This window comes from Vibrio sp. PNB23_22_6, assembly GCF_052877535.1.
In genome coordinates this window covers 24461-47721 of record NZ_JBNFXP010000005.1, presented here as the reverse complement: position 1 = coordinate 47721, position 23261 = coordinate 24461, and the positions used below count along the sequence as shown (strand labels likewise).

Annotated in this window: 22 protein-coding genes, 2 pseudogenes, 1 riboswitch and 1 other annotated feature; of the genes and pseudogenes, 8 read left to right on the top strand and 16 right to left on the bottom strand. The window is 45.1% G+C overall.

What is annotated here, in order from left to right; genetic code table 11:
- Positions 1–56 precede the first annotated feature (56 nt).
- The gene (locus tag ACVA54_RS05860) at positions 57–1271 is read left to right on the top strand and encodes an EAL and HDOD domain-containing protein (RefSeq protein WP_099080564.1); all 1215 of its coding nucleotides are present in this window, start codon (positions 57–59) and stop codon (positions 1269–1271) included.
- Between the two features lie 87 nt (positions 1272–1358).
- On the top strand, positions 1359–1862 hold the full coding sequence (locus ACVA54_RS05855; RefSeq protein WP_099080563.1) for a YchJ family protein: 504 nt from the start codon (positions 1359–1361) through the stop codon (positions 1860–1862).
- Positions 1863–2233: 371 nt separating this feature from the next.
- Here ACVA54_RS05855 and hisIE read toward each other — a convergent pair whose 3' ends face one another.
- From hisIE to hisG, 8 genes are all read right to left on the bottom strand, one after another.
- Positions 2234–2869: a bifunctional phosphoribosyl-AMP cyclohydrolase/phosphoribosyl-ATP diphosphatase HisIE gene (gene hisIE, locus ACVA54_RS05850; protein ID WP_099080562.1), complete on the bottom strand. Its 636-nt coding sequence runs from the start codon at positions 2867–2869 to the stop codon at positions 2234–2236.
- The gene (gene hisF, locus ACVA54_RS05845) at positions 2866–3639 is read right to left on the bottom strand and encodes an imidazole glycerol phosphate synthase subunit HisF (RefSeq protein WP_099080561.1); all 774 of its coding nucleotides are present in this window, start codon (positions 3637–3639) and stop codon (positions 2866–2868) included. The genes hisIE and hisF overlap by 4 nt, the downstream gene beginning before the upstream one ends.
- Positions 3621–4358 carry a 1-(5-phosphoribosyl)-5-[(5-phosphoribosylamino)methylideneamino]imidazole-4-carboxamide isomerase gene (hisA, locus tag ACVA54_RS05840; protein WP_099080560.1) on the bottom strand — a complete coding sequence of 246 codons (738 nt, stop codon included), beginning with the start codon at positions 4356–4358 and terminating at the stop codon, positions 3621–3623. Before hisA ends, hisF begins: the two co-directional genes overlap by 19 nt.
- Before the next feature lie 12 nt (positions 4359–4370).
- Positions 4371–4985 (bottom strand): imidazole glycerol phosphate synthase subunit HisH, encoded by a 615-nt coding sequence (hisH, locus tag ACVA54_RS05835; protein WP_099080559.1) that lies wholly within the window; start codon positions 4983–4985, stop codon positions 4371–4373.
- Positions 4986–5011: 26 nt separating this feature from the next.
- Positions 5012–6085 carry a bifunctional histidinol-phosphatase/imidazoleglycerol-phosphate dehydratase HisB gene (hisB, locus tag ACVA54_RS05830; protein WP_099080558.1) on the bottom strand — a complete coding sequence of 358 codons (1074 nt, stop codon included), beginning with the start codon at positions 6083–6085 and terminating at the stop codon, positions 5012–5014.
- A gap of 67 nt (positions 6086–6152) precedes the next feature.
- Positions 6153–7193 (bottom strand): histidinol-phosphate transaminase, encoded by a 1041-nt coding sequence (hisC, locus tag ACVA54_RS05825; protein ID WP_099080557.1) that lies wholly within the window; start codon positions 7191–7193, stop codon positions 6153–6155.
- A 12-nt stretch (positions 7194–7205) separates the two neighbouring features.
- Complete coding sequence (gene hisD, locus ACVA54_RS05820; protein WP_119463362.1) at positions 7206–8516, bottom strand: histidinol dehydrogenase; 1311 nt, start codon at positions 8514–8516, stop codon at positions 7206–7208.
- 5 nt (positions 8517–8521) lie between these two features.
- Positions 8522–9418 (bottom strand): ATP phosphoribosyltransferase, encoded by an 897-nt coding sequence (hisG, locus tag ACVA54_RS05815; RefSeq protein ID WP_099080555.1) that lies wholly within the window; start codon positions 9416–9418, stop codon positions 8522–8524.
- A gap of 51 nt (positions 9419–9469) precedes the next feature.
- Positions 9470–9608, bottom strand: a sequence feature (His leader region).
- 360 nt (positions 9609–9968) lie between these two features.
- Between hisG and ACVA54_RS05810 the strand changes: the two are divergent.
- Positions 9969–10689: pseudogene (locus ACVA54_RS05810) on the top strand (sigma 54-interacting transcriptional regulator); the annotation flags it as partial.
- Positions 10690–10710: 21 nt separating this feature from the next.
- Positions 10711–10920 (top strand): helix-turn-helix domain-containing protein, encoded by a 210-nt coding sequence (locus ACVA54_RS05805; protein ID WP_446649479.1) that lies wholly within the window; start codon positions 10711–10713, stop codon positions 10918–10920.
- Positions 10921–11117: 197 nt separating this feature from the next.
- Here the strand turns inward: ACVA54_RS05805 and tet(35) are convergent, their stop codons facing one another.
- On the bottom strand, positions 11118–12719 hold the full coding sequence (tet(35), locus tag ACVA54_RS05800; protein WP_099080553.1) for a tetracycline efflux Na+/H+ antiporter family transporter Tet(35): 1602 nt from the start codon (positions 12717–12719) through the stop codon (positions 11118–11120).
- 109 nt (positions 12720–12828) lie between these two features.
- Positions 12829–13009: riboswitch (Lysine riboswitch) on the bottom strand.
- Positions 13010–13603: 594 nt separating this feature from the next.
- Here tet(35) and ACVA54_RS05795 point away from each other — a divergent pair.
- Positions 13604–14011 carry an H-NS family histone-like protein gene (locus ACVA54_RS05795; RefSeq protein WP_099080551.1) on the top strand — a complete coding sequence of 136 codons (408 nt, stop codon included), beginning with the start codon at positions 13604–13606 and terminating at the stop codon, positions 14009–14011.
- Between the two features lie 151 nt (positions 14012–14162).
- Here ACVA54_RS05795 and ACVA54_RS05790 read toward each other — a convergent pair whose 3' ends face one another.
- Complete coding sequence (locus ACVA54_RS05790) at positions 14163–15467, bottom strand: inosine/guanosine kinase (protein WP_099080550.1); 1305 nt, start codon at positions 15465–15467, stop codon at positions 14163–14165.
- Positions 15468–15584: 117 nt separating this feature from the next.
- On the bottom strand, positions 15585–15854 hold the full coding sequence (locus tag ACVA54_RS05785; protein ID WP_099080549.1) for a hypothetical protein: 270 nt from the start codon (positions 15852–15854) through the stop codon (positions 15585–15587).
- Between the two features lie 188 nt (positions 15855–16042).
- Here ACVA54_RS05785 and mnmA point away from each other — a divergent pair, with 188 nt between their 5' ends.
- From mnmA to purB, 3 genes are all read left to right on the top strand, one after another.
- Complete coding sequence (mnmA, locus tag ACVA54_RS05780; protein WP_099080548.1) at positions 16043–17167, top strand: tRNA 2-thiouridine(34) synthase MnmA; 1125 nt, start codon at positions 16043–16045, stop codon at positions 17165–17167.
- Positions 17168–17177: 10 nt separating this feature from the next.
- Positions 17178–17795 carry a high frequency lysogenization protein HflD gene (gene hflD, locus ACVA54_RS05775; protein WP_099080547.1) on the top strand — a complete coding sequence of 206 codons (618 nt, stop codon included), beginning with the start codon at positions 17178–17180 and terminating at the stop codon, positions 17793–17795.
- Positions 17796–17950: 155 nt separating this feature from the next.
- Entirely contained in the window at positions 17951–19321 is a 1371-nt protein-coding gene (purB, locus tag ACVA54_RS05770; RefSeq protein WP_099080546.1) for an adenylosuccinate lyase, read from the top strand.
- Between the two features lie 261 nt (positions 19322–19582).
- Here purB and ACVA54_RS05765 read toward each other — a convergent pair whose 3' ends face one another.
- From ACVA54_RS05765 to ACVA54_RS05745, 5 genes and pseudogenes are all read right to left on the bottom strand, one after another.
- The gene (locus ACVA54_RS05765) at positions 19583–20101 is read right to left on the bottom strand and encodes a DUF3833 domain-containing protein (protein ID WP_119463548.1); all 519 of its coding nucleotides are present in this window, start codon (positions 20099–20101) and stop codon (positions 19583–19585) included.
- A gap of 17 nt (positions 20102–20118) precedes the next feature.
- On the bottom strand, positions 20119–20712 hold the full coding sequence (locus ACVA54_RS05760; RefSeq protein ID WP_446580169.1) for a chalcone isomerase family protein: 594 nt from the start codon (positions 20710–20712) through the stop codon (positions 20119–20121).
- Entirely contained in the window at positions 20669–21184 is a 516-nt protein-coding gene (locus ACVA54_RS05755) for a DUF2878 domain-containing protein (protein ID WP_446644099.1), read from the bottom strand. The genes ACVA54_RS05760 and ACVA54_RS05755 overlap by 44 nt, the downstream gene beginning before the upstream one ends.
- A 6-nt stretch (positions 21185–21190) precedes the next feature.
- A complete protein-coding gene (locus ACVA54_RS05750; protein ID WP_099080544.1) occupies positions 21191–22447 on the bottom strand; it encodes an SAM-dependent methyltransferase in 1257 nt (418 codons plus the stop codon).
- A pseudogene (locus ACVA54_RS05745) lies at positions 22441–23260 on the bottom strand (DUF1365 domain-containing protein). The gene ACVA54_RS05750 and the pseudogene ACVA54_RS05745 overlap by 7 nt, the downstream one beginning before the upstream one ends.
- Between the last annotated feature and the right edge of the window lies 1 nt (position 23261).

Here is a 23261-nt window from a genome sequence, read left to right as displayed (position 1 = left end):
TTTGCCAAAAATCGTTATTATCATATAACTTAGTTAAGTCAGAACATATCACCGCATTGAAGTATTCATACGTAGCTCGCCAACCGATACTGGATAGAGAAAAGCGTACCATCGGGTATGAGCTTCTCTTCCGTGATGGTCCGAAAAATACCTTTCCAGAAGTAGAACCTGAGCTAGCGACTAGTCGACTTCTTTCTGACCATTTCCTAACCACGCACTATAGTACTCTGGGTGATAAGCTCGGCTTTGTAAACTTCCCTTATCAAAGCTTGGTTAACCTAGTCCCTACTCTGTTTCCTAATGAATCCCTCGTGGTTGAAGTGTTGGAAGATTGCGAGCCAACAGATGAGTTACTTCATGCAATCAAACATCTACATGCTTCTGGCTATCGCGTTGCGTTAGATGACTTTGTTCCGACTAAAGCTTGGAAGCGTTTTTTACCTTATGTTGCGATCATCAAGTTCGATATTCGCTTAGTCCCTATCGAGAAGGCAGCGATTTACATTCAATCACTTGGCCACTTTGACATCAAGTTTTTAGCCGAGAAGGTTGAAACCTATGAAGAGTTTGAACAAGCGATGGACGCTGGCTTTAACTTCTTCCAAGGTTACTTCTTCAGTAAGCCTGAGATGATTCAGAAGAAGCGCCTTAGCCCGGCGTTTTTGACGGTTATTCAGCTGTGTAAAGAGATTGCAGACAAACCCATCAATTTTAATGAAGTCGAACGCCTGTTTTCTATCGATGTGACCTTGTCTTATAAGCTAATGACTTATGTAAACTCGGGTTACACGCTCACCACTAAGATTAAGTCTTTCCGTCAGGCGCTGGTTTATCTTGGTGAAGAACGTTTAAGACGCTTTATTTCTCTTGTCGCGATAGCTTCAGTGCACGAAGACAAACCGGACTTTTTGTACTCTTTGGCGATTCAGCGCGCGCGTATGTGTGAAATTTTGCTCAGCCAGATGAGCACTAAGCACGACCCAGGCCAAGCGTTTTTAACGGGAATGTTCTCACTATTAGATTCACTATTAGACCAACCGCTTTGCGATGTGATAAGTGACATTCCGGTTGATGAGGAAATCAAGCAAGCGCTCACAAGTCGCAAAGGCGTATTAGGCTATCTGCTCTCGATGATCATCGCCTATGAGAAAGCCGATTGGGAAACAACGGTAAAGTACTGTAGTGCTCTCAAACTGACTGAGCCGCAATTAGCCAAAGCGTTTAGCCAGTCCACTGCGTGGTCTCAAGAACTGCTTTCTCAACCAACTTAAGACGCTATAATAGCCCCTCAAATACCCGCCAACCTCACTTTTGTGAGGTTGCTTATTTTTACTGTTTAATTAAACGAGTTTCCCTTTATGGCTTCTTCTTGTCCTTGCGGCTCAAACCGCACCTACAAACAGTGTTGTGAAATTGCTCACAGCCACCACGCCGATGTCACGACACCAGAGCAATTAATGCGCTCACGTTACAGCGCGCATGTGTTAGGTTTGGTGGATTATGTCGTGAACACGTATCACCCAAGCTGCAACGCAGAAGAACAGCGTGAAGGCATTGCCCAGTCTATCGACAGCAACTGGTGCAAGCTTGAAGTGATAAAAACAGAAACCGGCAGTAATGAAAATGAAGGGTTTGTTGAGTTCAACGCTTATTTTAATGAAGACGGCAAACGCTACTGCATGACAGAGCGCTCACGCTTTGTGAAAGAAGACGGGCTTTGGTACTACATTGATGGCACATTCCCAAAAGAAGAGCCGGAACAAGATCCGCGTCTGAGCCAACCAGTGAGCAGCTTAAAAGTAGGTCGTAACGATCCATGTATCTGCGGAAGCGGTAAGAAATTTAAGAAGTGTTGTGGGTGATCGAAAGGTCCTAGATTCAAAAGACAGGCCCTAGGATCCTAGGGCCTAAAACCTCGTATTACGCGCAAACGTTGTCTTTGAGTTATAAGGAAAATACTTGTCATTCTGAACAGTGAGGAACGAACGTGATTCAGAATCTACTGTCCGAGTTTGACATCTCTAAGGCAATATACCGCAACTAAATAGCCCACTAATAGTTAGTAGATTCGGGATGCTCGCTTGAGCTCGTCCGGAATGACGCTATTAGGTTTGGTTAATGTGCTCCTGTAAGCGAAGCGCTCCGTATTCTGTATTCCAATAACTTTCTCAGAAACTAACAAAACAACCTGCACTCACCATATAGGCCCTAGGTGCTAGGACCTTTTTTCTCTTTATTTGTGACGCTCTTTCAGTTTGTTCACTACGTCATTCATCGACAAGCCTTGGTCTTGAAGCAGAACCATTAAGTGGTAAATCAAGTCAGCAGATTCACACACTAGCTCCGCCTTATCGCCCGACGTCGCCGCAAGCGCGACTTCAACGCCTTCTTCGCCCACTTTTTGCGAAATACGCTTGGTGCCACGGGCATAAAGACTGGCAGTATAAGAGGAATCTGGGTCGGCGCTCTTGCGGGCAGCCAGTAGCTGCTCAAGTTGATGAAGCCACACCATTTGTGACTCCTCTTGAGGGGCCACATCCCAGCAAGTAGTGTTGCCCAAGTGACACGTAGGACCAATGGGATTCACTTTCACCAGTAGCGTATCGTTGTCGCAATCGAGCTGCAAGTTCACCAATTGCAGTACATTGCCTGAGGTCTCACCTTTGGTCCAAAGACGCTCTTTGGTGCGAGAGAAAAACGTCACTTGACCTGTTTCGCCCGTTTTTACCAGCGCATCTTGGTTCATGTAACCCATCATCAGCACCTGGCTTGATTGGAAATCTTGTATGATGGCAGGTACTAGGCCATCCACCTTTTCCCAGTTGATTCGCTCAGCTAGCGAACTTACTTCGGCGGCTTTCACATTCATAGTCGTACCTCAATGCCTTGTTGTTTCAAATACTGCTTCAGTTCACCAATATTGATGACTTGTTTGTGGAATACCGATGCGGCAAGCGCACCATCCACGTTTGCTTTTTGGTATGCTTCTGCAAAGTGATCCATCGCACCTGCACCACCCGAGGCAATCAACGGTACGTTACATACCTCACGCACCATATTCAGTTGTTCAATGTCGTAACCGTTACGCACACCATCTTGATTCATCATATTCAATACGATTTCACCAGCACCGCGCTTTTGCACTTCTTGCACCCAGTCACGCGTTTCCCATTGGGTCGCTTTGGTGCGTTCTTCATCACCAGTAAACTGGTAAACCTGATACTTGCCCGTCTCTTTGTCGTAGTATGAATCGATACCAACGACGATACACTGCACACCAAACTTGTCGGCAAGGTCAGTAATCAGCTGTGGGTTCGCCAATGCTGGTGAGTTGATAGACACCTTGTCTGCACCAAACTCAAGAATACGAGCTGCGTCTTCCGCTGATTTAATACCACCAGCAACACAGAACGGAATATCAATCACCTCTGCAACGCGAGCAACCCAACTTTTATCGACGACACGACCATCGCTTGAGGCGGTAATATCGTAGAAAACCAGTTCGTCAGCGCCTTCTTCCGCATAACGCTGTGCTAGAGGAACAATGTCGCCGATGATTTCGTGGTTACGGAATTGAACGCCCTTCACCACTTGCCCATCACGAACATCAAGACATGGAATTATTCGCTTTGCCAACATGCAAATGCCTCCTCTGCTGTGAACTGACCATCTAACAGCGCACGACCGACAATCACACCTTCTACACCGCTGCCTTTTAGCGCTTCGATATCTGCTAACGAGCCGATGCCACCTGAAGATTGGAATTGCACCTGTGGGTATTGTTTACATAGGTCGACGTAAAGCTCAACGTTTGAACCTTCTAGCGTACCGTCACGAGAAATGTCCGTGCAAAGCACGTGCTGTAGACCTACCGTTAGGTAATCATTGATCAGTGCTTCGATAGTCACGCCTGAATCTTCTTGCCAGCCTGAAATCGCCACTTTGCGTGTGCCGCCTTGGTCGATGTTGATGTCTAGCGCTAGAACGATTTTATCCGCACCATACTTTTCAATCCAACCTTTCACAAGTTCTGGCTGTTTGACTGCTGTAGAGCCCACAACTACGCGCTGTGCGCCTGCTTCAAGTAGATCCACAACGTCTTGCTCTGTTCGCACACCGCCACCGATTTGAATGTTCGCCGGTGTGCTCGCCAGTAGTTTTGTAATCAAATCAAGTTGACGCGCCGTTGTATCTTTCGCACCCGTCAGATCCACCAAGTGCAGCCAGTTCGCACCGGCTTGGTGGTACAAGTTGAACTGCTCTGCTGGGTCGACTTTGTATTCGGTTACTTGACCATAATCACCTTGATAAAGGCGAACCACCTGTCCTTCAATTAAATCAAGAGCTGGAATAATCACACTAAATTCCTTTTATAATTCTAAGAAGTTTTGAATAAGCTTCGCACCCGCTTTGGAAGAACGCTCAGGGTGGAATTGCACACCATAATAGTTGCCACTTTGTACTGCTGCGGTGAACGGATTGCCGTATTCACATTCTGCAATGGTGTAATCACCAACTGGCATAGCAAAGCTGTGTACAAAGTAGAAGTACTCACCTTCTTCGATACCATTGAACAGCGGATTACCTGCTTTTGCAGAGACGGTGTTCCACCCCATATGCGGCAGCGGTAAATCACCAGTTTGAAGTAGCTTCACTTCGCTATCGCAAAGTCCAAGGCACTCAACCGACTCGTCCGCATTCTGCCCTTTCTCTTGAGAAACTTTACCCAACAGTTGCATGCCTAAGCAGATGCCTAGCAGCGGCATTTCTACTTGTTTCACCAAGCTGATAAGTTCGCGCTCTTCTAAGTTCTTCATCGCTTCACTGGCGGTTCCCACTCCCGGTAGAAATAGCTTGTCAGCCGACAATACGATTTGCGGATCTTTAGAAATGGTTACGTCATAGCCTAAGCGTTCAATGGCAAACTTCACCGAAGAAACATTGGCACAGCCAGTATCGATAATGACAACTTTCTGTTCTATCACTGTTTTTCTCCTTGCTAACGTTAGCCTTACAGCACGCCTTTGCTGCTTGGTAGCTCGCTACCTTCTACTTTGATCGCTTGACGTAGAGTTCGGCCAAACGCTTTAAATAGGCTCTCAATGATGTGATGATCATTATCGCCAGCCGAAGAAAGGTGCAGCGTACACGCTAGGGTGTCAGTCAAAGAGCGGAAGAAGTGCACAACCATCTCTGTTGATAGACCACCGACCTGCTCACGACTAAACTGTGCATCGAACTTGAGATAAGGGCGACCAGACAGGTCTAGTGCACATTGTGCCAAACACTCATCCATCGGCAGGCTAAAGCCAAAGCGGCCAATACCGCGCTTGTCACCCAGAGCCTCTTTCAACGCTTGACCCAGCGCAAGAGCGGTATCTTCTACCGTGTGGTGATCATCAATGTGTAGGTCACCTTCCACTTTGCACACCATTTGGAATCCGCCGTGCGTGGCAATTTGATCCAGCATGTGGTCGAAGAAGCCAAGGCCGGTAGAGATATCGTTTCCACCTTGCTGATCAAGATTAACCGCAACTTTGATGTCCGTTTCTTTCGTGGTACGAATCACTTCAGCAACGCGCGCTTTAACCGTCAGATCTTTAAGGATCTGCTTCCAGCCCATGGTTTCTGGGTTGTATTGAATACCGCGAATCGCCATATTTTCTGCAAGTTGAAGATCGGTTTGTCGATCGCCAATCACGACTGAGTTTTGGAAATCAACTTTGCCACCTTGAAGGTACTCTTTCACCATACCCAATTTAGGTTTACGGCAAGCGCAGTTCTCTTCTTCAAAGTGAGGGCAAATCAGAATGTCATCAAACTTCACACCTTGAGATTCGAAGATCTCCATCATCATAGTGTGTGGCGCATCAAAGTCTTCTTGTGGGTAGCTATCTGTCCCCAAACCATCTTGGTTCGTTACCATCACTAGACGGTAACCCGCAGCTTGCAACGACAACAGGCTCGGGATAACAAATGGCTCTAGTTTTAGTTTGTCTAGGCGGTCGACTTGAAAATCAATCGGCGGCTCAACAATCAAGGTGCCGTCACGGTCGATAAATAGGATTTTTTGTTGTTTGCTCACTCGAACTTCCTTATTACTATTCTTTTGCGCCTCACTGTTTAGCGAGAGCGATTCATTCTGTCGCTACTTATGAGTAGTAGTTTCTAATAAATCCGAGTGTTTTTTCGCACTCGTCACGGTTACCTACGCTGATACGCACACAGTTTTCGATGGGCGAATTACGCAAGATAATTCCGGTGTCCCAAGCGGCTTTGAAAAGATCATCGCCATTTGGGAATTTCACCAATAGGTAGTTACCCCAGCCTTCAAACACTTCCAAATCTGGAAACATCGATAAACCAACATGCAAGTAAGCACGGTTTGCGTTGAGGTCAAGAACTTGGAATTTCGTTCGGGCTAAGCCCGCTTCTGACAATGCTTGAATCGCAATTTCAGCTACGGGAACTGGTACCGGGTATGGCGCGATAACTTTAAGAAGTACATTGATCAACTCTTCGTTCGCAAGCGTAAATCCACAACGTAAGCCAGCAAGCGCAAACGCTTTCGACAGAGTACGCAGAATCGCTAAGTTCGGGTATTGCGCGAGCAAATCCACCGTTGACGCTTCTGGGCAAAAATCGATGTACGCTTCGTCCATCACCACGATTGCACGATCTTTTGTCATCTCAAGCAGAGACACAATATCTTCACGTTTCACGAGGTTACCCGTTGGGTTGTTTGGCGAACAGACGAAAACCAGTTTGACCTTATCTAGGTTGGCTTCAATACCGACTAGATCCAGTTGCCAATCTGACGTTAGCGGTACGGTTTTACGCTCTACACCAATGGTTTCAGCACTAATTGCATACATGCCGTAAGTCGGTGGGCAGTATAAAATCGCATCTTCCCCTGGCTCACAGAATGCACGAACTAAGAGTTCAATGCCCTCATCCGCACCACGAGAAGTTAGCGTCTGCTCTGGTTTCACACCCGCATACGCTGCGTAAGCGGAAATCAATTCTTTAGGTTGGCATTCGCAGTAACGATTAAGACGAGCAAAATCTGTTTTGTACTCATTGTTGAAAGGTGATTCGTTCGCATTGAGCCATACGTCACCCGTTCCACCAATTCGGCGAGCCGATAAATAAGGCGTTAGCTGTTGGACTTGTTTACGCGCTAGTTTTTCCATCTTATTGTCCTCTTACTTACTTGCCTTATTTACTACGCGGGTTAATTTTTCAGTACGGATAGTCACCGCACGCTTGTGCGCATCAAGACCTTCCGCCTCAGCCATGGTTACCACCGTTGGCGCAAGGTTCTTTAGACCATCAGCAGACAGTTCTTGAACCGTCATACGTTTAGAGAAATCCGCCAAACCTAAGCTTGAGTAGGTACGCGTGTAACCATAAGTAGGAAGCACGTGGTTAGTACCTGACGCGTAATCACCTGCTGATTCAGGAGACCAATCGCCTAGGAAGATTGAACCTGCGTTATCTAATAGAGGTAGAAGCTCGCGAGGGGTCTTGGTCTGAACAATCAAGTGCTCAGGGCCGTAGTAATTTGAGATTGCAACAGCTTGAGTCAGAGACTCCGCAATGATGATTAGGCTGGAAGCCAGCGCCTGCTGTGCGATATCGGCACGAGAGAGTGCTTTAAGTTGGCGTTGAACCGCATCCGTCACTTGATCTGCAATCACTGGTGAAGGCGTCACAAGTACCACTTGGGAATCAGGACCGTGCTCCGCTTGGCTCAGCAGATCCGCGGCAATGAAGTCTGGGTCGGCCGTTTCATCCGCAATCACAAGCACTTCTGATGGACCTGCAGGCATATCAATCGCTGCGCCGCGGAAATCATTACTCACCTGACGTTTTGCTTCTGTCACGTAGGCGTTACCCGGACCAAAGATCTTATCAACTTTCGATACCGTCTCTGTGCCGTAAGCCATCGCCGCCACCGCTTGACCGCCACCGACGTTATACACTTCATCGATGCCACACAGTTTCGCTACATAAAGGATCTCGTCGGCAATTGGTGGTGGAGAGCAAAGCACCACTTTTCGACAACCTGCTATGTTTGCAGGAACACCCAGCATCAAAACCGTCGATGGTAATGGTGCGCTACCGCCAGGAATGTACAAACCCACTTTTTGAATTGGGCGCGTGACCTGCTCACAAAGTACACCTGGTTGAGTTTCTACTTTGATAGGCTGTGGCTTCTGTGCTTTGTGAAACTTCGAGATATTTTCATAGGCTTGCTCAAGCGCATTCTTCATTTTTTCAGGAAGACGCGCTGAAGCTTTATCAATGTCTTGAGCCGATAAACGAATAGACTCCGGCTTAACGCGGTCAAACTTCTCAGTCAACTCTACTAATGCAGCATCACCTTCATTACGAACTTTCGCGATGATTTCAGAAACTGCGGCAGTAATATTTGCGCCCTCTGTAATTGCTGGACGCTCCAGAATCGAATCCTGCTGTGTTTCGCTCAGCGATTGCCATACAACTGTTCTCATCACGATTACTCCATCATTTTTTCAATTGGTAGTACTAGGATTGAGCTCGCACCCAATTCTTTGAGCTGTTCCATCGTTTCCCAGAACAAGTTTTCAGTACTGACCAAGTGAACCGCCACTTTTTGCTTGTCTGCAGAGAGTGGTAAAACAGTCGGATCTTCGGCTCCTGGTAACAGTGTCTTAATTTGGTCTAATTTATCAGCGGGAGCGTGTAGCATGATGTACTTCGACTCCTTCGCTTGCTGTACGCCTTGCATACGAGTCAGTAATTTTTCGATCAGTGCCACTTTATCTGCATCGAATTCGCCAGTACGTTGAATCAGTGTCGCTTTTGATTTGAAGATAATTTCAGCTTCTTTTAAACCGTTTGCTTCAAGCGTTGCACCGGTCGACACTAAATCTGCAATCGCGTCTGCTAGGCCAGCGCGAGGAGCAACTTCCACAGAACCGGTCAACATACATGTTGAGAACGATACACCAACTTCATCCATGTAAGCTTTTAGCAATTGTGGGTAAGTCGTTGCGATACGTTTCCCTGCTAAATCTTGCGGGCCGTTGTATTCCTCATCTTTGTCGATAGCGATAGACAAACGGCAGCCACCAAAATCAAGACGACGAAGTTGCACAAACTCGCTAGGCTCGCCTAATGCTTTACGGTCCAGACGAACTTCTTCAAGTTCATTTTCACCAATGAAGCCTAGGTCAACCACACCATCCATAATTAAACCAGGGATGTCATCATCGCGTACCAAAAGCAAATCAATTGGCATATTTTCTGAATGAACGACCAATCGCTCACCCATGACATTGAATTTAACACCACATTTTTTCAATAGAGCTTGGCTCTCTTTACTAAGGCGGCCTTTTTTCTGAATGGCAATTCTTAAGCGTTGTGTTTGCATTGCTTTATCCCTGTGCAAATTCGATATTTAAAATATTTTATAAATCAGCAAACTAAAAAACCCTCGGGAGAGTTGGGTCTCCCGAGGGTTTGAAATCTGTATGTACTTTGATTTTAACCTCCGGGAGTTTCCTGCCTCCCGGGTATGCGTGCATCTCCCGAAAGACTAGGCTGGGTGATGATGATGATGAATATTCATTGCAAAATTACGCATACTTATTTAAGGCTCGATTGAGTTGCTTCGTTAATGACCACACTAACTAAGCTTGTTAATTTTTTCAATACTGAATTCAAACTTTTCTCAAATAATTTGCTAAACCACTAATTTTACGACCATTGGAGCGACATATTAACCCAGACTCTAAACAACTGAGCGCATTTGCAACGAGAGCATGTTAAAAAAAAACAAATCCATTAATTGATTCTAGAACAACCGGTTAGCGCCCAAGCGTATGTTAACTTGATAAATTCTCAAATATGATACAGCTACTCACTTTTGAGACAACCATTTCGCAACTACGCTTTGATTAGAACCAAAAAAGTGGCTAATCATGAAACTACATAAGAGTCGAACCAAAATAATTACGCAAAACATTGATGCCAATCCATTCACCTTGATTGGAAATAGTGCCTGTATCAACGAGCTAAGTAATATATTAAGGAAGTATGCGCAGTGTGATGCAGAGGTTCTTATCCAAGGTGAGACCGGTGTGGGTAAAGGGCTGTGCGCGAGAATCATCCACCAACTATCAAGTCGACGCTCATCACCTTTTGTGGAGGTAAACTGTGGGTGATACCCAGCGGTCTTATCGCCTCGGAGCTATTTGGGCACGAGAAAGGGGCATTTACAGGTGCCATATCAGAACATGTTGGGTATATTCAAAAGGCGCACAAGGGAACGCTATTTTTAGATGAGATGGAGACATGCCTCCTCAACTTCAAATTCATCTTCTGCACTTTCTTGAGAATAAACTGATCCACAAAGTGGGAGCTGATAAGAATATCCATGTGGATTGCCGAGTGATAGTCGCGAGTCACGTAGACCTGAAAAATGAGGTGGTTCAAGGCCAATTTCGAGAAGACCTATTTTATAGGCTCAATATTTTACCGCTAACAATTCCACCGTTAAGAGAACGCGGCAACGACATTCTGATCTTAGCCGAGTATTTTTTGAAAGACCTATCAAAAGGACAGATCAACAACATGTCCAATGAAGTTAAAGCAAAACTACAAAAACACCGATGGCCTGGTAACGTACGCGAACTCCGTAACGTAATTCAAAGGGCAATCGTGATGTGCGAAGATAATACTCTCCTAGTCACAGACTTAGGACTAGACAGTTGCGAGCGGCAATTACTCCCCTCTGTAGAGCAAGTCGACCTCGAATATTTGCTCCATGTAATAGAGGAAAACAAACACAATATAAGTGCAGCTGCGCGGGATTTAGGGATATCCCGAACAACCTTGTATCGCTTAATCAAAAAATACAATCTCAACGTCTGATCCTTTTAAATCGAGTCTGATTGCTACTGTAATACCCATTCGTCCCGTTCGGATATTATGCATACCGACACGTTTAATGCGATACAAAAGGTGCTTTCAATGGGCTGCACGTATCACTTTCAACCTATCTTGATATTGCATAAAAAAACTCCGCCAATTGAGCGGAGTTTTTATTTTAGTTCGCTATATCAAACAATCTAAGCATTCTGACATGATGTCATTTTTGACTTAGACAGCCAGGATAAAATCACACAAACGATAACGAACGTGATCGATGCTGCAATGAAAGAAATTACGGTAGAAGCCGTCATACCAAGCGTAATAAAGCCTACACAGGCAACAAGAGCAACTGACAGAGCATAAGGTAACTGTGTCGCCACGTGATCAATGTGATTACAACGTGCACCTGTAGAAGACAGAATGGTCGTATCAGAAATTGGCGAACAATGGTCACCAAATACCGCACCAGCGAGTACCGAACTCAACATAGGTAGCATAAGTGCGATGTCAGTCGCGCCCGCCATGTCACCTGCGATAGGCAGCATGATGCCAAAGGTACCCCACGACGTACCTGTAGAGAAAGCCATTAGGCCTGACAGCAAGAACAAGATAACCGGTAGCCAATGAGGATCAATATTACCCTGTGCCATCGTTGACAAGTAAGATCCGGTATTCATATCGCTGATAACCAAGCCGATCGTCCAAGCGAAGATAAGGATGAGAATCGCGCCGAACATTGACTTAGCACCAATCCAAAGCGTACGAGTAATCTCAACCATTGGTAAGCCTTGTTTCAATACAGTAAATAGAGCGACTGCAAGACCAAGTAAACTACCGTAAATAAGAGACATACCTACATCAGTGTTCTCAAACGCACCTAACAGCGCAAATTGTTTTCCATCTGCTGCCAGCGCTTGACCACCGGTGTAAAGCATTGAAGCGATCGTCGCCACAATAAGTGTCACGATAGGAAGTACTAGGTCAGATACCTTACCTCTTTCACTTTCGTGAATATCTAGCTCTTCATTAAGATCGTGCGCTTCTTGAATATCGTTCTCTTTATCTTTATCAAAACCACGACCTTGAGACGCTGCAATTTCATGCTCACGCATTTTGCCGATATCTAGACCAAACCACGCCACTGCAAATACCATGAGCAGTGCAAATACAGCGTAAAAGTTCATTGGGATAAGACGAACGTACGCACCAAGTGCTGAGTACTCCGTTACGCCGTGCGATACTAAAATACCACCGATGATCGTGATGATATAAGCCCCCCAACTTGAAGCTGGCATGATCACACACATAGGTGCAGCCGTTGAGTCTAGGATGTACGCGAGTTTAGCGCGTGAAACATAGAAGCGGTCTGTAACTGGACGAGAGATCGCACCAACAGCGAGACTGTTAAAGTAATCGTCGACAAAAATGAATACGCCTAGAAAGGCAGCAAGAAGTTTAGAGCCACGTTTACTTTTTACTCGAGTTTGCGCCCATTCAGCGAAAGCGCGAGTACCACCAGACAGGGTCAACAACGCCGTTGTCATACCTAACAAGATTAGGAAGCCAACAATACTCATATTCCAAGTATTGATACCACCGTCCTCAATAAAAACAGAAGAAACTTGGGCACTGACGTAGCCAGCGGTAGAGCCGATAGACCAGTCGTTAAGTAGAACCGCACCAAGTACGATACCTACACCGAGAGAAACTAAAACGCGTCGAGTCAAAATTGCCAGCGTCAGTGCAACAACAGGCGGTAATAACGAAACGGGAGAATGTGCAAAATCTATTAAATTCATGATCTTCAAAAACCAAAGTTTGGCTAGAGACCTACTGCAGACAAAACACGTTGTATATGACACGTGCTCATGTTGAACTTAGCGACAGGGAAGCGAACACTTCACCCAACCCTACAGTAGCGCTCCATAGTTTAATGTAAATATACTATGGCAGTGTTGTTCCTTTCAGATACAACCCCAGCAAGCAGTTTTGATAGGCTACTTACTTCGGCAATCTTCGCCTTCCACTATTATTCATTGGCATCACCCCAATAATAGCTACTCTTCGAGACTGCACCTCTACGGCAATAACAGACAGTTAACCATCAATTACACAAATCGACAACAAATTATCTGCAATATTGCATCAGGTAACGTCCATTGTACTCATGAAGCCCTCCAATGCAACACATCAAACTAAATTTAGTGGATAAAAAGTTGTCGTAACCGTTTATAAATCAGGAACCAACAAAGGATCAATGTGCACTGCAAGCACTTCAAGGATGATAATTATGAAACTTGACTACTAACTTTCGTCTGAGTTGCTATGAAGTTAAGCCAAAAATAAAAAACCGATACCATCTAATTAGTTGCCTCCTCACCATCAAAAATATTAATGGTAATTTCAATTCAAGCGACAAATAGAGTATCTACAAACCTAAAAGCTTATCGTATCTATAACAAAAAATCGGACTTCAATCTGTATTAAGATAAGCTTTAGTCTATTTAATTTCTCATCTATAATGAAACGATTAAAAATTTCATCAAAATAATAAATTAATATTTGCACATATTGAAAAGATAAAGTTAAATATAAGAACTCTATGCTATATTTCCAGTTTGGCATTTAATTTATCATTTTGATAACGTATGTCGAACCTCTCAACCTATTAATAGGAATCGTTATGTCAGAGCTGACTAAAACACTTCTAAATATCCGTAGCCTTCGTGCATTTTCTCGTGAGCTGACTCTAGAACAATTGGAAGAAGCTCTAGATAAACTCACTATCGTTGTCCAAGAGCGTCAAGAAGCTGAAGAAGCTGACCGCGCAGCACAAGCTGAGCAAGAAGCAAAAATGGCAGCTATCGCAGAGCAAATCGCGAAAGACGGTATCGATGTTGAAGCACTTATTAGTGCACTAGCGGGTGAGACTAAAACTAAGATGAAAGCTAAGCGTGCTCCACGCCCAGCTAAGTACAAATACACCGATACTAACGGTGAAGAGAAAACTTGGACAGGCCAAGGCCGTACGCCTTCTGCAATTCAAGAGCTACTTGATGCCGGCAAATCTCTAGACGACTTCTTAATCTAACTCAACCTTATTTAGGGCGGGTCAAGTGAATGTTTAAAGGCTTCAAATGGAAGCCTTTTTGTTTGCTTATCACTATAAGCAGATAAAAAAATGGCGCATTCAACATGCGCCATTTTTTTTGATATATGAAGTTCTCACTCTAGGAATCGAATTAACGCTCCCAGTATGCTTCTTCTAAACTATCTTCACGCTCAGGCAAACCACGAGATAGACGTGGGGAATGCTGTACTAACACTTCATAACTTGCACGATTCGCGTATTTACATACTTGAGAGAATGAAGAATAAGTTAAATACTCATTACTGTGCTTGCTTGAGTTAGGCACATTTTCTTTATGATACTTATTTGCAGCCATATCATGCAAAACTGCGGACAGTGCCGCATCACCTGCACCATTGGTATTCTTAATTTTCTCTGGACCACCCATGTAAGGCGAAATGTGTGAATAAACTTTAATTGCATTCTCACACGATTCTTTCTTCGCTGGTCGACTAAATTCGTAACGATTGAACTCTGCGATAGAACCTGGAAGAAGTGGCAGTGAAGTTTCGCGCTTTGCACTATCTTCGGTGTAGCCTGCCATGAACAAGCCAACAGGGCCAGCGGTACAAAGTACCATGTCAGCCCAATCTAACGTCTTGTCAGATGCCGCTAGAGGATCAGACTCACCCGTTAGCGCTTCAGCTTCGTCTTCATTCATCGCGACAACAGAAACATGGTCACGAATAAATGCTTGCCAAAAAATCGGATCATCTTGAATTACAAACTTAGTTCCAAGCGTTAACACCACTGGTACATCGTATTTCTTCGCGTATTCAATCGCACGCATGGTTGCTTCCGGCATTGGATCGCCTTCTTTACAACGAACGAGATACGCCGTCAGGACAAGCGCTGATGCACTTTTGAAGATTTTCTCTGGGATGTTATCTGGATGAAGTTGGTTCATTTGACCTTCGCTGATTGCGAAAGTACGTTCACCGTCTTCAGTAATCAGAGCAAAACAACGACCGATTGCCCCTTGTACCCCTTGTAGATAGTTCAGATCCATACGGCTAGAGGTGTTACATAAGTAACGGTAACCATAGCTGCCGATCTTAATGTCCTGGCTCATTACGCCTAGAAGAGTCGAACGGTCATCCGCAAGCACAGAGTAATTATGTAGTGTGTTGCCAATTGTGCCACCCGCATACTCATTAGTAATGAGGTTCTCTTCTTTTAGCTGTTGGTATAGCGCTTCCGCGGTTGCGTCATCAATAACCAACGAGTGTCCTTTACTCAAACCGTACTTTTCAATCACATCCGTTGTAACTTTAGCTTCAATATCAACCAGAGTCTGATCAATACCGATGATGTGGGTGCGCGTCATCTTCTTGCTTTCTTGTGCTTGGCTCACCAATGGATCACGAGCATGAACAGGAAAATAGTGCTTCGATTTGCGTTGTCCAGGAAATTTCATATTGTTAGTCTGAGTAAGGGGATGAAAAGGAGAACGGATTCTATACCGCTAACAATAAAGCAGCAATAAAAGCAATTATAGCAAACGTTTGCCGCCTATTTTTTTCTTTCTTGAGCGCTATTCGCCTTCCATGAAACTCAGGTCAGGAAGCTGATTAAGATGCTCTGTGTAGCGCTTTAGATTAAATTCACCGTCGTTTTTCATCACGTCAAAAACTTCAATCGACATCGCACACGCCATCATCGCTATCGCGTCCTCCCGGGGCGTACCTGTCATCATTAAGCGCATTAGGGTTTCTTTTACTTTTATTGGGTTACCATCTTCTAGTTGATTTTCGATGATTTCGATCAACTCGCCTTCTTGCATAAACTGGTTTTCTTCGGTCATTTAACTTTTCCTCTTGGATTTTTGGCAACTATGCCATATATAGCACTTCTATACTCGTGAAATTGCGAATTGGTGATGCTGTAGCAGAAAAATGCAGCAAAACGAAGTGTGATTTCGATCTCGGATCTGTCACCGGTCTGTGGATTCTGTTAGAATCTGCGTCCCGTTTATTTAAGTGGTGTTTAGTAATGTCTGATAACAGCCAAAAGAAAGTCATCGTCGGAATGTCCGGCGGCGTTGATTCATCTGTTTCTGCGTATCTTCTGAAGCAACAAGGCTACCAAGTGGAAGGCCTGTTCATGAAGAACTGGGAAGAAGATGACAACGAAGAATATTGCACAGCAGCAGAAGATCTTGCCGATGCTCAAGCAGTATGTGACAAGCTGGGCATCCATCTACACACCATCAACTTTGCTGCAGAATACTGGGACAATGTATTTGAGTACTTCCTTGCTGAATACAAAGCAGGCCGTACACCAAACCCAGATATTCTTTGTAACAAAGAAATTAAATTTAAAGCATTCCTGGAGTTCGCTGATGAAGTTCTGGATGCCGATTACATCGCAATGGGTCACTACGTACGTCGTTCTTTCCCTGAGAACGGTGAAAAGCCTCAGATGCTACGTGGTCTAGACGGCAACAAAGACCAGAGCTACTTCCTGTACACACTAAGTCACGAGCAAGTTGCACGTAGCCTATTCCCTGTCGGTGATTTGGAAAAACCAGAAGTACGACGCATCGCAGAAGAGCAAGACCTGATCACAGCGAAAAAGAAAGACTCAACGGGTATTTGTTTCATCGGTGAGCGTAAGTTCACAGAGTTCCTTGGCAAATACCTTCCAGCGCAACCTGGTAATATTGAAACACCAGAAGGTGAAGTGATCGGTCAGCACCAAGGTTTGATGTACCACACGCTTGGTCAGCGTAAAGGGCTTCACATTGGTGGCCGTAAAGGCGGCGGTGGCAATGAAGACCCATGGTTCGTTGGCGAGAAGGATTTGAAACGTAACGTTTTGATTGCGGTACAAGGTAAAGATCACCCAATGCTGAAGTCAGAAGGTCTACTTGCATCACAACTTCACTGGGTAGATCGTGAGCCAATTCGCGATGTTATGAAGTGCACAGTGAAAACACGTTACCGTCAGGAAGATATTCCTTGTACAATCATCCCTATCGATGATGAGAACATTAAAGTGATCTTTGACGAGCCACAAGTTGCTGTCACTCCAGGTCAATCAGCTGTGTTCTACAAAGATGACGTGTGCCTAGGTGGCGGCATCATCGAGCAACGCATTAAATATTCTCAAGCTTAGGAGTCGCTACGTGGCGAATACACTTTATGACCGTACTATTGCTTTCGCTGGCATCTGCCAAGCAGTTGCATTGGTTCAACAAGTTGCGCGAGACGGACATTGTGATCAAGATGCCTTTGAAACGTCAATCAATGCCATATTAAATACGAGCCCGGCAAACACTGTCGGTGTATTCGGTCGTGAAGCCAACCTCAAACTAGGGCTCGAATGCTTGGTAAAAGGGATTGATAGCACGCCATCGGGAAGTGAAGTCACTCGCTATATTATCAGTCTCATGGCATTAGAGCGTAAGTTAACAGGTCGCAACGACGCCATGTCACAACTTGGCGACCGCATCCAGATGGCTCAGCGTCAAACGGAGCATTTTGACTTACTCGACGACCAGATGATCAGCAACCTAGCAAGCATTTACTTGGATGTGGTGAGCCCTATCGGCCCTCGCATTCAAGTAACTGGTACTCCATCCGTGCTGCAGCAAACCTCTAATCAGCACAAAGTCCGTGCGTTGTTGTTATCAGGTATTCGCAGTGCCGTACTTTGGCGCCAAGTGGGTGGCAAACGTCGCCACTTAATTTTCGGCCGTAAAAAGATGGTCGAGCAGGCTCAGATACTTCTTGCTCGAATGTAAGATGGTTCCGAATAAGCAGCAGCTCGCGATTATCGCGAGCTCACTTTTTTGACTAAAACAAATCTCGCGCAAACGATTGCGCAATATTCGTGACAATTGCCATAGTGTTTGGTATAAAGCTCACGAAATTTAGAAACCCAATTCAGGAGAACATCATGGAACTGTCAGCATTGACTGCTGTTTCACCAGTAGACGGCCGTTACGGAAGCAAGACCATTGCGTTACGCGAAATTTTCAGTGAATACGGTTTATTGAAGTACCGTACTATCGTTGAGATCCGCTGGCTTCAAAAGCTTGCTGCTACTGCTGAAATTGCAGAAGTGCCAGCGTTTAGCGCAGAAGCAAATCAATTCCTAGACGACCTTGCTGCAAACTTCTCTGAAGAAGACGCGCTACGCATCAAAGAGATCGAGCGTACAACAAACCACGATGTTAAAGCGGTTGAGTACTTCTTAAAAGAAAAAGTCGCTGACGTTCCTGAGCTTCACGCAGTAAACGAGTTCTTCCACTTTGCATGTACTTCTGAAGACATCAACAACACTTCACACGCTCTTATGCTGAAAGAAGCGCGTGAGACCGTGATTCTTCCAGAAATTCGCAACTTAATCGACGCGATTAAAGCACTTGCTGTTGAATACCGCGACATCCCTCTTCTATCTCGTACACACGGTCAGCCAGCGTCCCCATCAACAATGGGTAAAGAAATGGCCAATGTGGCGTACCGTATGGAGCGTCAATTCAAGCAAATAGAAAACGTTGAGATCCTAGCGAAAATCAACGGCGCAGTCGGTAACTACAACGCACACCTGTCTGCTTACCCAGAGCTAGATTGGCACAAATTCAGCGAAGATTTCATCACTGAGTCTTTGGGCGTTACTTGGAACCCTTACACAACTCAGATCGAGCCGCACGATTACATCGCTGAACTGTTCGACGCTGTTGCACGTTTCAATACTATCCTGATTGATTTCGACCGTGACGTTTGGGGTTACATTGCTCTAGGCCACTTTAAGCAAAAAACCATTGCGGGTGAGATTGGCTCTTCAACAATGCCACACAAAGTTAACCCAATCGATTTTGAAAACTCTGAAGGTAACCTAGGCCTTGCGAACGCTGTGTTCGGCCACCTAGCCCAGAAACTGCCTATCTCTCGTTGGCAGCGTGACCTAACCGACTCAACGGTTCTACGTAACCTCGGCGTTGGTGTTGGCTACGCTATCATCGCTTACACGTCTACACTTAAAGGCATCAGCAAGCTTGAAGTTAACCGCGAAGCACTTCTTGCTGAACTAGACAAGAACTGGGAAGTACTCGCTGAGCCAGTACAAACGGTTATGCGTCGTTACGGCATCGAGAAGCCTTACGAGAAGCTAAAAGAGCTAACTCGTGGTAAGCGTGTAGACGGCGAAGCAATGCGTAACTTCATCGACAGTCTTGAGCTTCCTGAGCACGAGAAAGCACGTCTGAAAGAGATGACGCCAGCGAACTACATCGGTCAAGCAATCGAGCTGACAGATAAGCTGTAAGAGAATCGTGTATCGGATAATTTTGAGGGTTGACGTGAGAGCGTCAACCCTTTCTTTTTTTGAGCTGGAAGCGGGAACGGGCTTCGCCCTATGGAATGTTTCGCTACGAGATAAGGGATAAGGGATAAGGGATAAGGGTCGACTATATCCTTCTAGGATGGCAAGTCCTGTCGACACATTCTAAATTCAACTTCCCTTCACTAAACTTCTAGCGCCCCCATTTCGATCCCTAAAGCGAAGCGTGGACGATTCCCGACTCTTTTATTGCCTCTGAAAGAAAAGCGTAATCGTCCCTACCTCGACACCAAACTTCTTAATCTTGGTGAGGTTAAACACGTGCATGTCATCTTGGCGGTAAAGCCAGTCATCGAACGATACTGTGATGGTTGAATCATCCATCTTTAACTCGAAATCGTATTGCCATTGCAACGCATTACCCATCTCTTTACCCGTAGCAACGCCAATAATGTCATCCGCTTTGCCTTGATAAGTACCGTCTTCGAGTTGAGTAATTACCCATGTACGCTGGTCGTGCTCTCCATCATCAAAGACAAAGTCTTCCACCAGCGTTAGTTCATTGCCTTCAACCGTCCCAACGATGTCGACTTCAAATCGACGAGTTTGTTTCTCGGTGTAGTCCTGCACCATCCCCCATGCCTTGACGTCACCTTCGAAATAACCAAACAGGTCAAAGGCTGGCGATGCAGCTTGATAGTTATCAATGTCAGCAGAGCATGCGCTAAGTAGCGTAACCGCAGCAATCACTGGAGCTTTGAGCATACGTTTTAATAATTTCACTATCTTACCTGCCCTATCAGTTGTTTACGAAGTTTAGGAAACTCTGTTTTCGGTGATAACCAAATGGAAAGAAACGCATCATTAAGTCGCTCATCCTTCACATATCCGACGATTTGATAAGGCTCGCTCCCCGCTTTTCGATAGATAAGTTGTCCATTTTTACCATCAGTAAGGTAGGTGAGCTCATCCCCCTTCTTAATGTTGGGGAACATAATGTTCAGCTCAGAAATCCACTGTTGGCGGTAAGACTCCGTAAAGCCTAGCTTTTGCCACTGCTCATCAGTCACATCGAGCAGTTGCTCTTTACTAATATCACGCTGATAGTTAATCTCTAGAGCAAAGGGATGGGGGGAAACGTCACTAGACACCAAGTACTGTCCATCGGGCGCTTTAAGGCGAGACTTGTAGATATCAAAAACAAACCAAGTGAGTTGAGCTTCGCCGACCGTTTGCCATTGTTGCCAGTTGCTTGTGGTCATTGTCTCACTTGAACCCACCACATTTTGAGCTTGCAAAGGCACCGCACAGAACAAGGACGCGGCCATTACACTACTGGTCAGCTTTTGTTTCCAATTTTTTTTCAAGCTTTTCATTTCCGTACACCTTGAGTATCAAAAGCATCATTGCACACCATTCGACGAACAAGATCGTGAGGGTGACACCAACGCTAAATCCAAATTCAACGGCTTGGAGTTTGTAGCCAGCAAAGTAGCTCGCTGTTCCTCCGATACCGCCTACTATTGATACGTAGGTTTTTGGGAAACGGTACAAGATTGACTTGAGTTGGTAGGCATACCAAGAAAATAAAACCCACAAGCAAACAAGCCATATCGGCAACCAAGTGGTTGGGAATATAAAGACGGAAAATTGCTTATTGAGGGTATCTAGCACCAAACCAATGGATACAATGAAAGTGATATTTTTGAGCGCAGAAGGATCCACTCTCCAGCAATATACAAGGGTAAGTAACGTGAGAACTAAGGTCAGCCACTGCCATTGATAGGTTCCAAGCACAGCTGCGAACCAGCAGAGTTGGAACCATGTCGATGCAAGAAACACTCTCATAACGAACTACGGACGCTGAAACGTCATGTGTACGGCACTGATCGTGCGAGCTAAGAAGCCACCCTCACAGTAGCTCAAGTAGTAACGCCACATGCGCACAAAGCGATCATCGTAACCGAACGAGCGCACCTCACTCTCAGCTTGATTAAAACGATGATGCCACTCATTAAGCGTTTTAGCGTAATCAAGCCCGATATCAAACAGATCTCGCGTGACCAAGTCACTGTACTTCGTCGTTGCTTGAGTGAGCGATGTAACTGAAGGTAAGAAACCTCCCGGGAAAATATACTTCTGAATAAAGTCGACATTGTTGCTGTAATACTCGTAACGCTGATCCGCAATGGTAATCGCTTGAATCGCCATCAAACCACCGGACTTCAACAAAGACTCACACACCTTAATGTACGAAGGCAGGAATTGTTTGCCCACCGCTTCTATCATCTCAATAGAAACCAGCTTGTCATAGGTTCCCGTTAAATTGCGATAGTCCTCTTTAAGCAAAGTGACTTTATCTTCTAAGCCACGCTCTCTGATCTTCTGTTCAGCGTAAGCGTGCTGCTCTTCTGATATCGTGGTCGTAGTAACATGACAACCGTACTGCTCGGCCATATAAATTGCCATAGCACCCCAGCCGGTGCCAATCTCGATAACGTGATCGCTAGGTTTGAGTTCGAGTTGCTGACACAGACGATCCATTTTGTTAACTTGTGCCTGTTCTAAAGAATCATTCTCTTGGTTATACAGCGCTGATGAATACAACATGTTGGTATCAAGAAATGCTTCATAAAGATTATTTCCTAAATCATAATGGGCATGGATATTCTTACGCGAATTCTCTTGAGAGTTACGATTTCCCCAGTGACTGAACTTATACAATAGCCTCGTCAGCCAACTGCCCTGCTCTTCAAGTTTGTCTAACGCACGTAGATTCAGCGCCATTAACTTCATAAGTGCTGTCAAATCTGGGCTATCCCACCAGCCATCCATGTAAGCTTCACCTGCTGCGATGCTGCCGCCTTGCAAAATACGTGAATAAAAGCCTGGATGCTTCACCTCAATCGTCGCAACGACTGGCTTACCTTTATCATCAACATTTGAAGTGGCAAATCGCTCACTGCGCTCGGTGGTTTCTGTCTTGAAGCTTTCAATTACGGTTAAGCAGCCGATTTCCATTTTCTGTAGACACTGAAAAAGAACTCCACGCGCCGCTTTCTGGGTCGTCGACAATTCACGAGGCATTGCCATTGAAGTAGTGTTTAACATGCTGAGTTCTCCTTGTGTTTATTATTTTTTTTTGTGTTCACTCACGTGCTCAGGTTCGTATTTTTTAGGTTGAGCGTATTTAGGGTGTGAGTAAAACGGCGCACCTTTAATCCAAAGTTTTAGAGCGTGCCAATAAATACCAACCATGACTTTTACCGTTTGGCTCGGTGTGACGATCAAGCATTTAAGTAAGCTTTTGCTGGAAAGCGGCTTGGCTTTCATTGCCATCGTCGCATCGAAATGCTTTTCACCTTTGTGACACTCCAGATGAATATTAAGTTTGTCGGTCAAGGGCTTGATCTTCCAATGGTAGCGCTGGTCAATTGGATTAAATGGCGACACATGAAAAGCTTTATCTTGTTTCCAACCATACTGTTCGTCATTTTCATCCGCCGCGACTGCGTAATAATGGCATTCATTCCAAGGTGTATTACTCACCTCGGCTAATAGATATTGCCATTCGCCTTGCTCATCATAAACGTAGTAGAAATTCACCGGGCTGAAATAGAGCCCGAAATAACGCAAGTGGCAAACGGCCACAACTTTGCCAGAGCAACGGATGCCAGTCAGTTCTTCTACCTTGTTTTGTACCGCTGCTTTAATACTACCTTCACCAATGTAATCACTACGCTTGAAACGCGCCCAGTGCCACCAACGGGAACCAAAACCCCAAACCTTTTTTTCTAAGTCTTCCAGCTCATCAACATCAATCGCTGGCATAAATAGAGAATAGTTCAGCTCATGGTTGACAGGTACAAATCGGCGATGACGAACATTGCCAATAAACAGCCTACTGTTCATCTCGCTATCCATA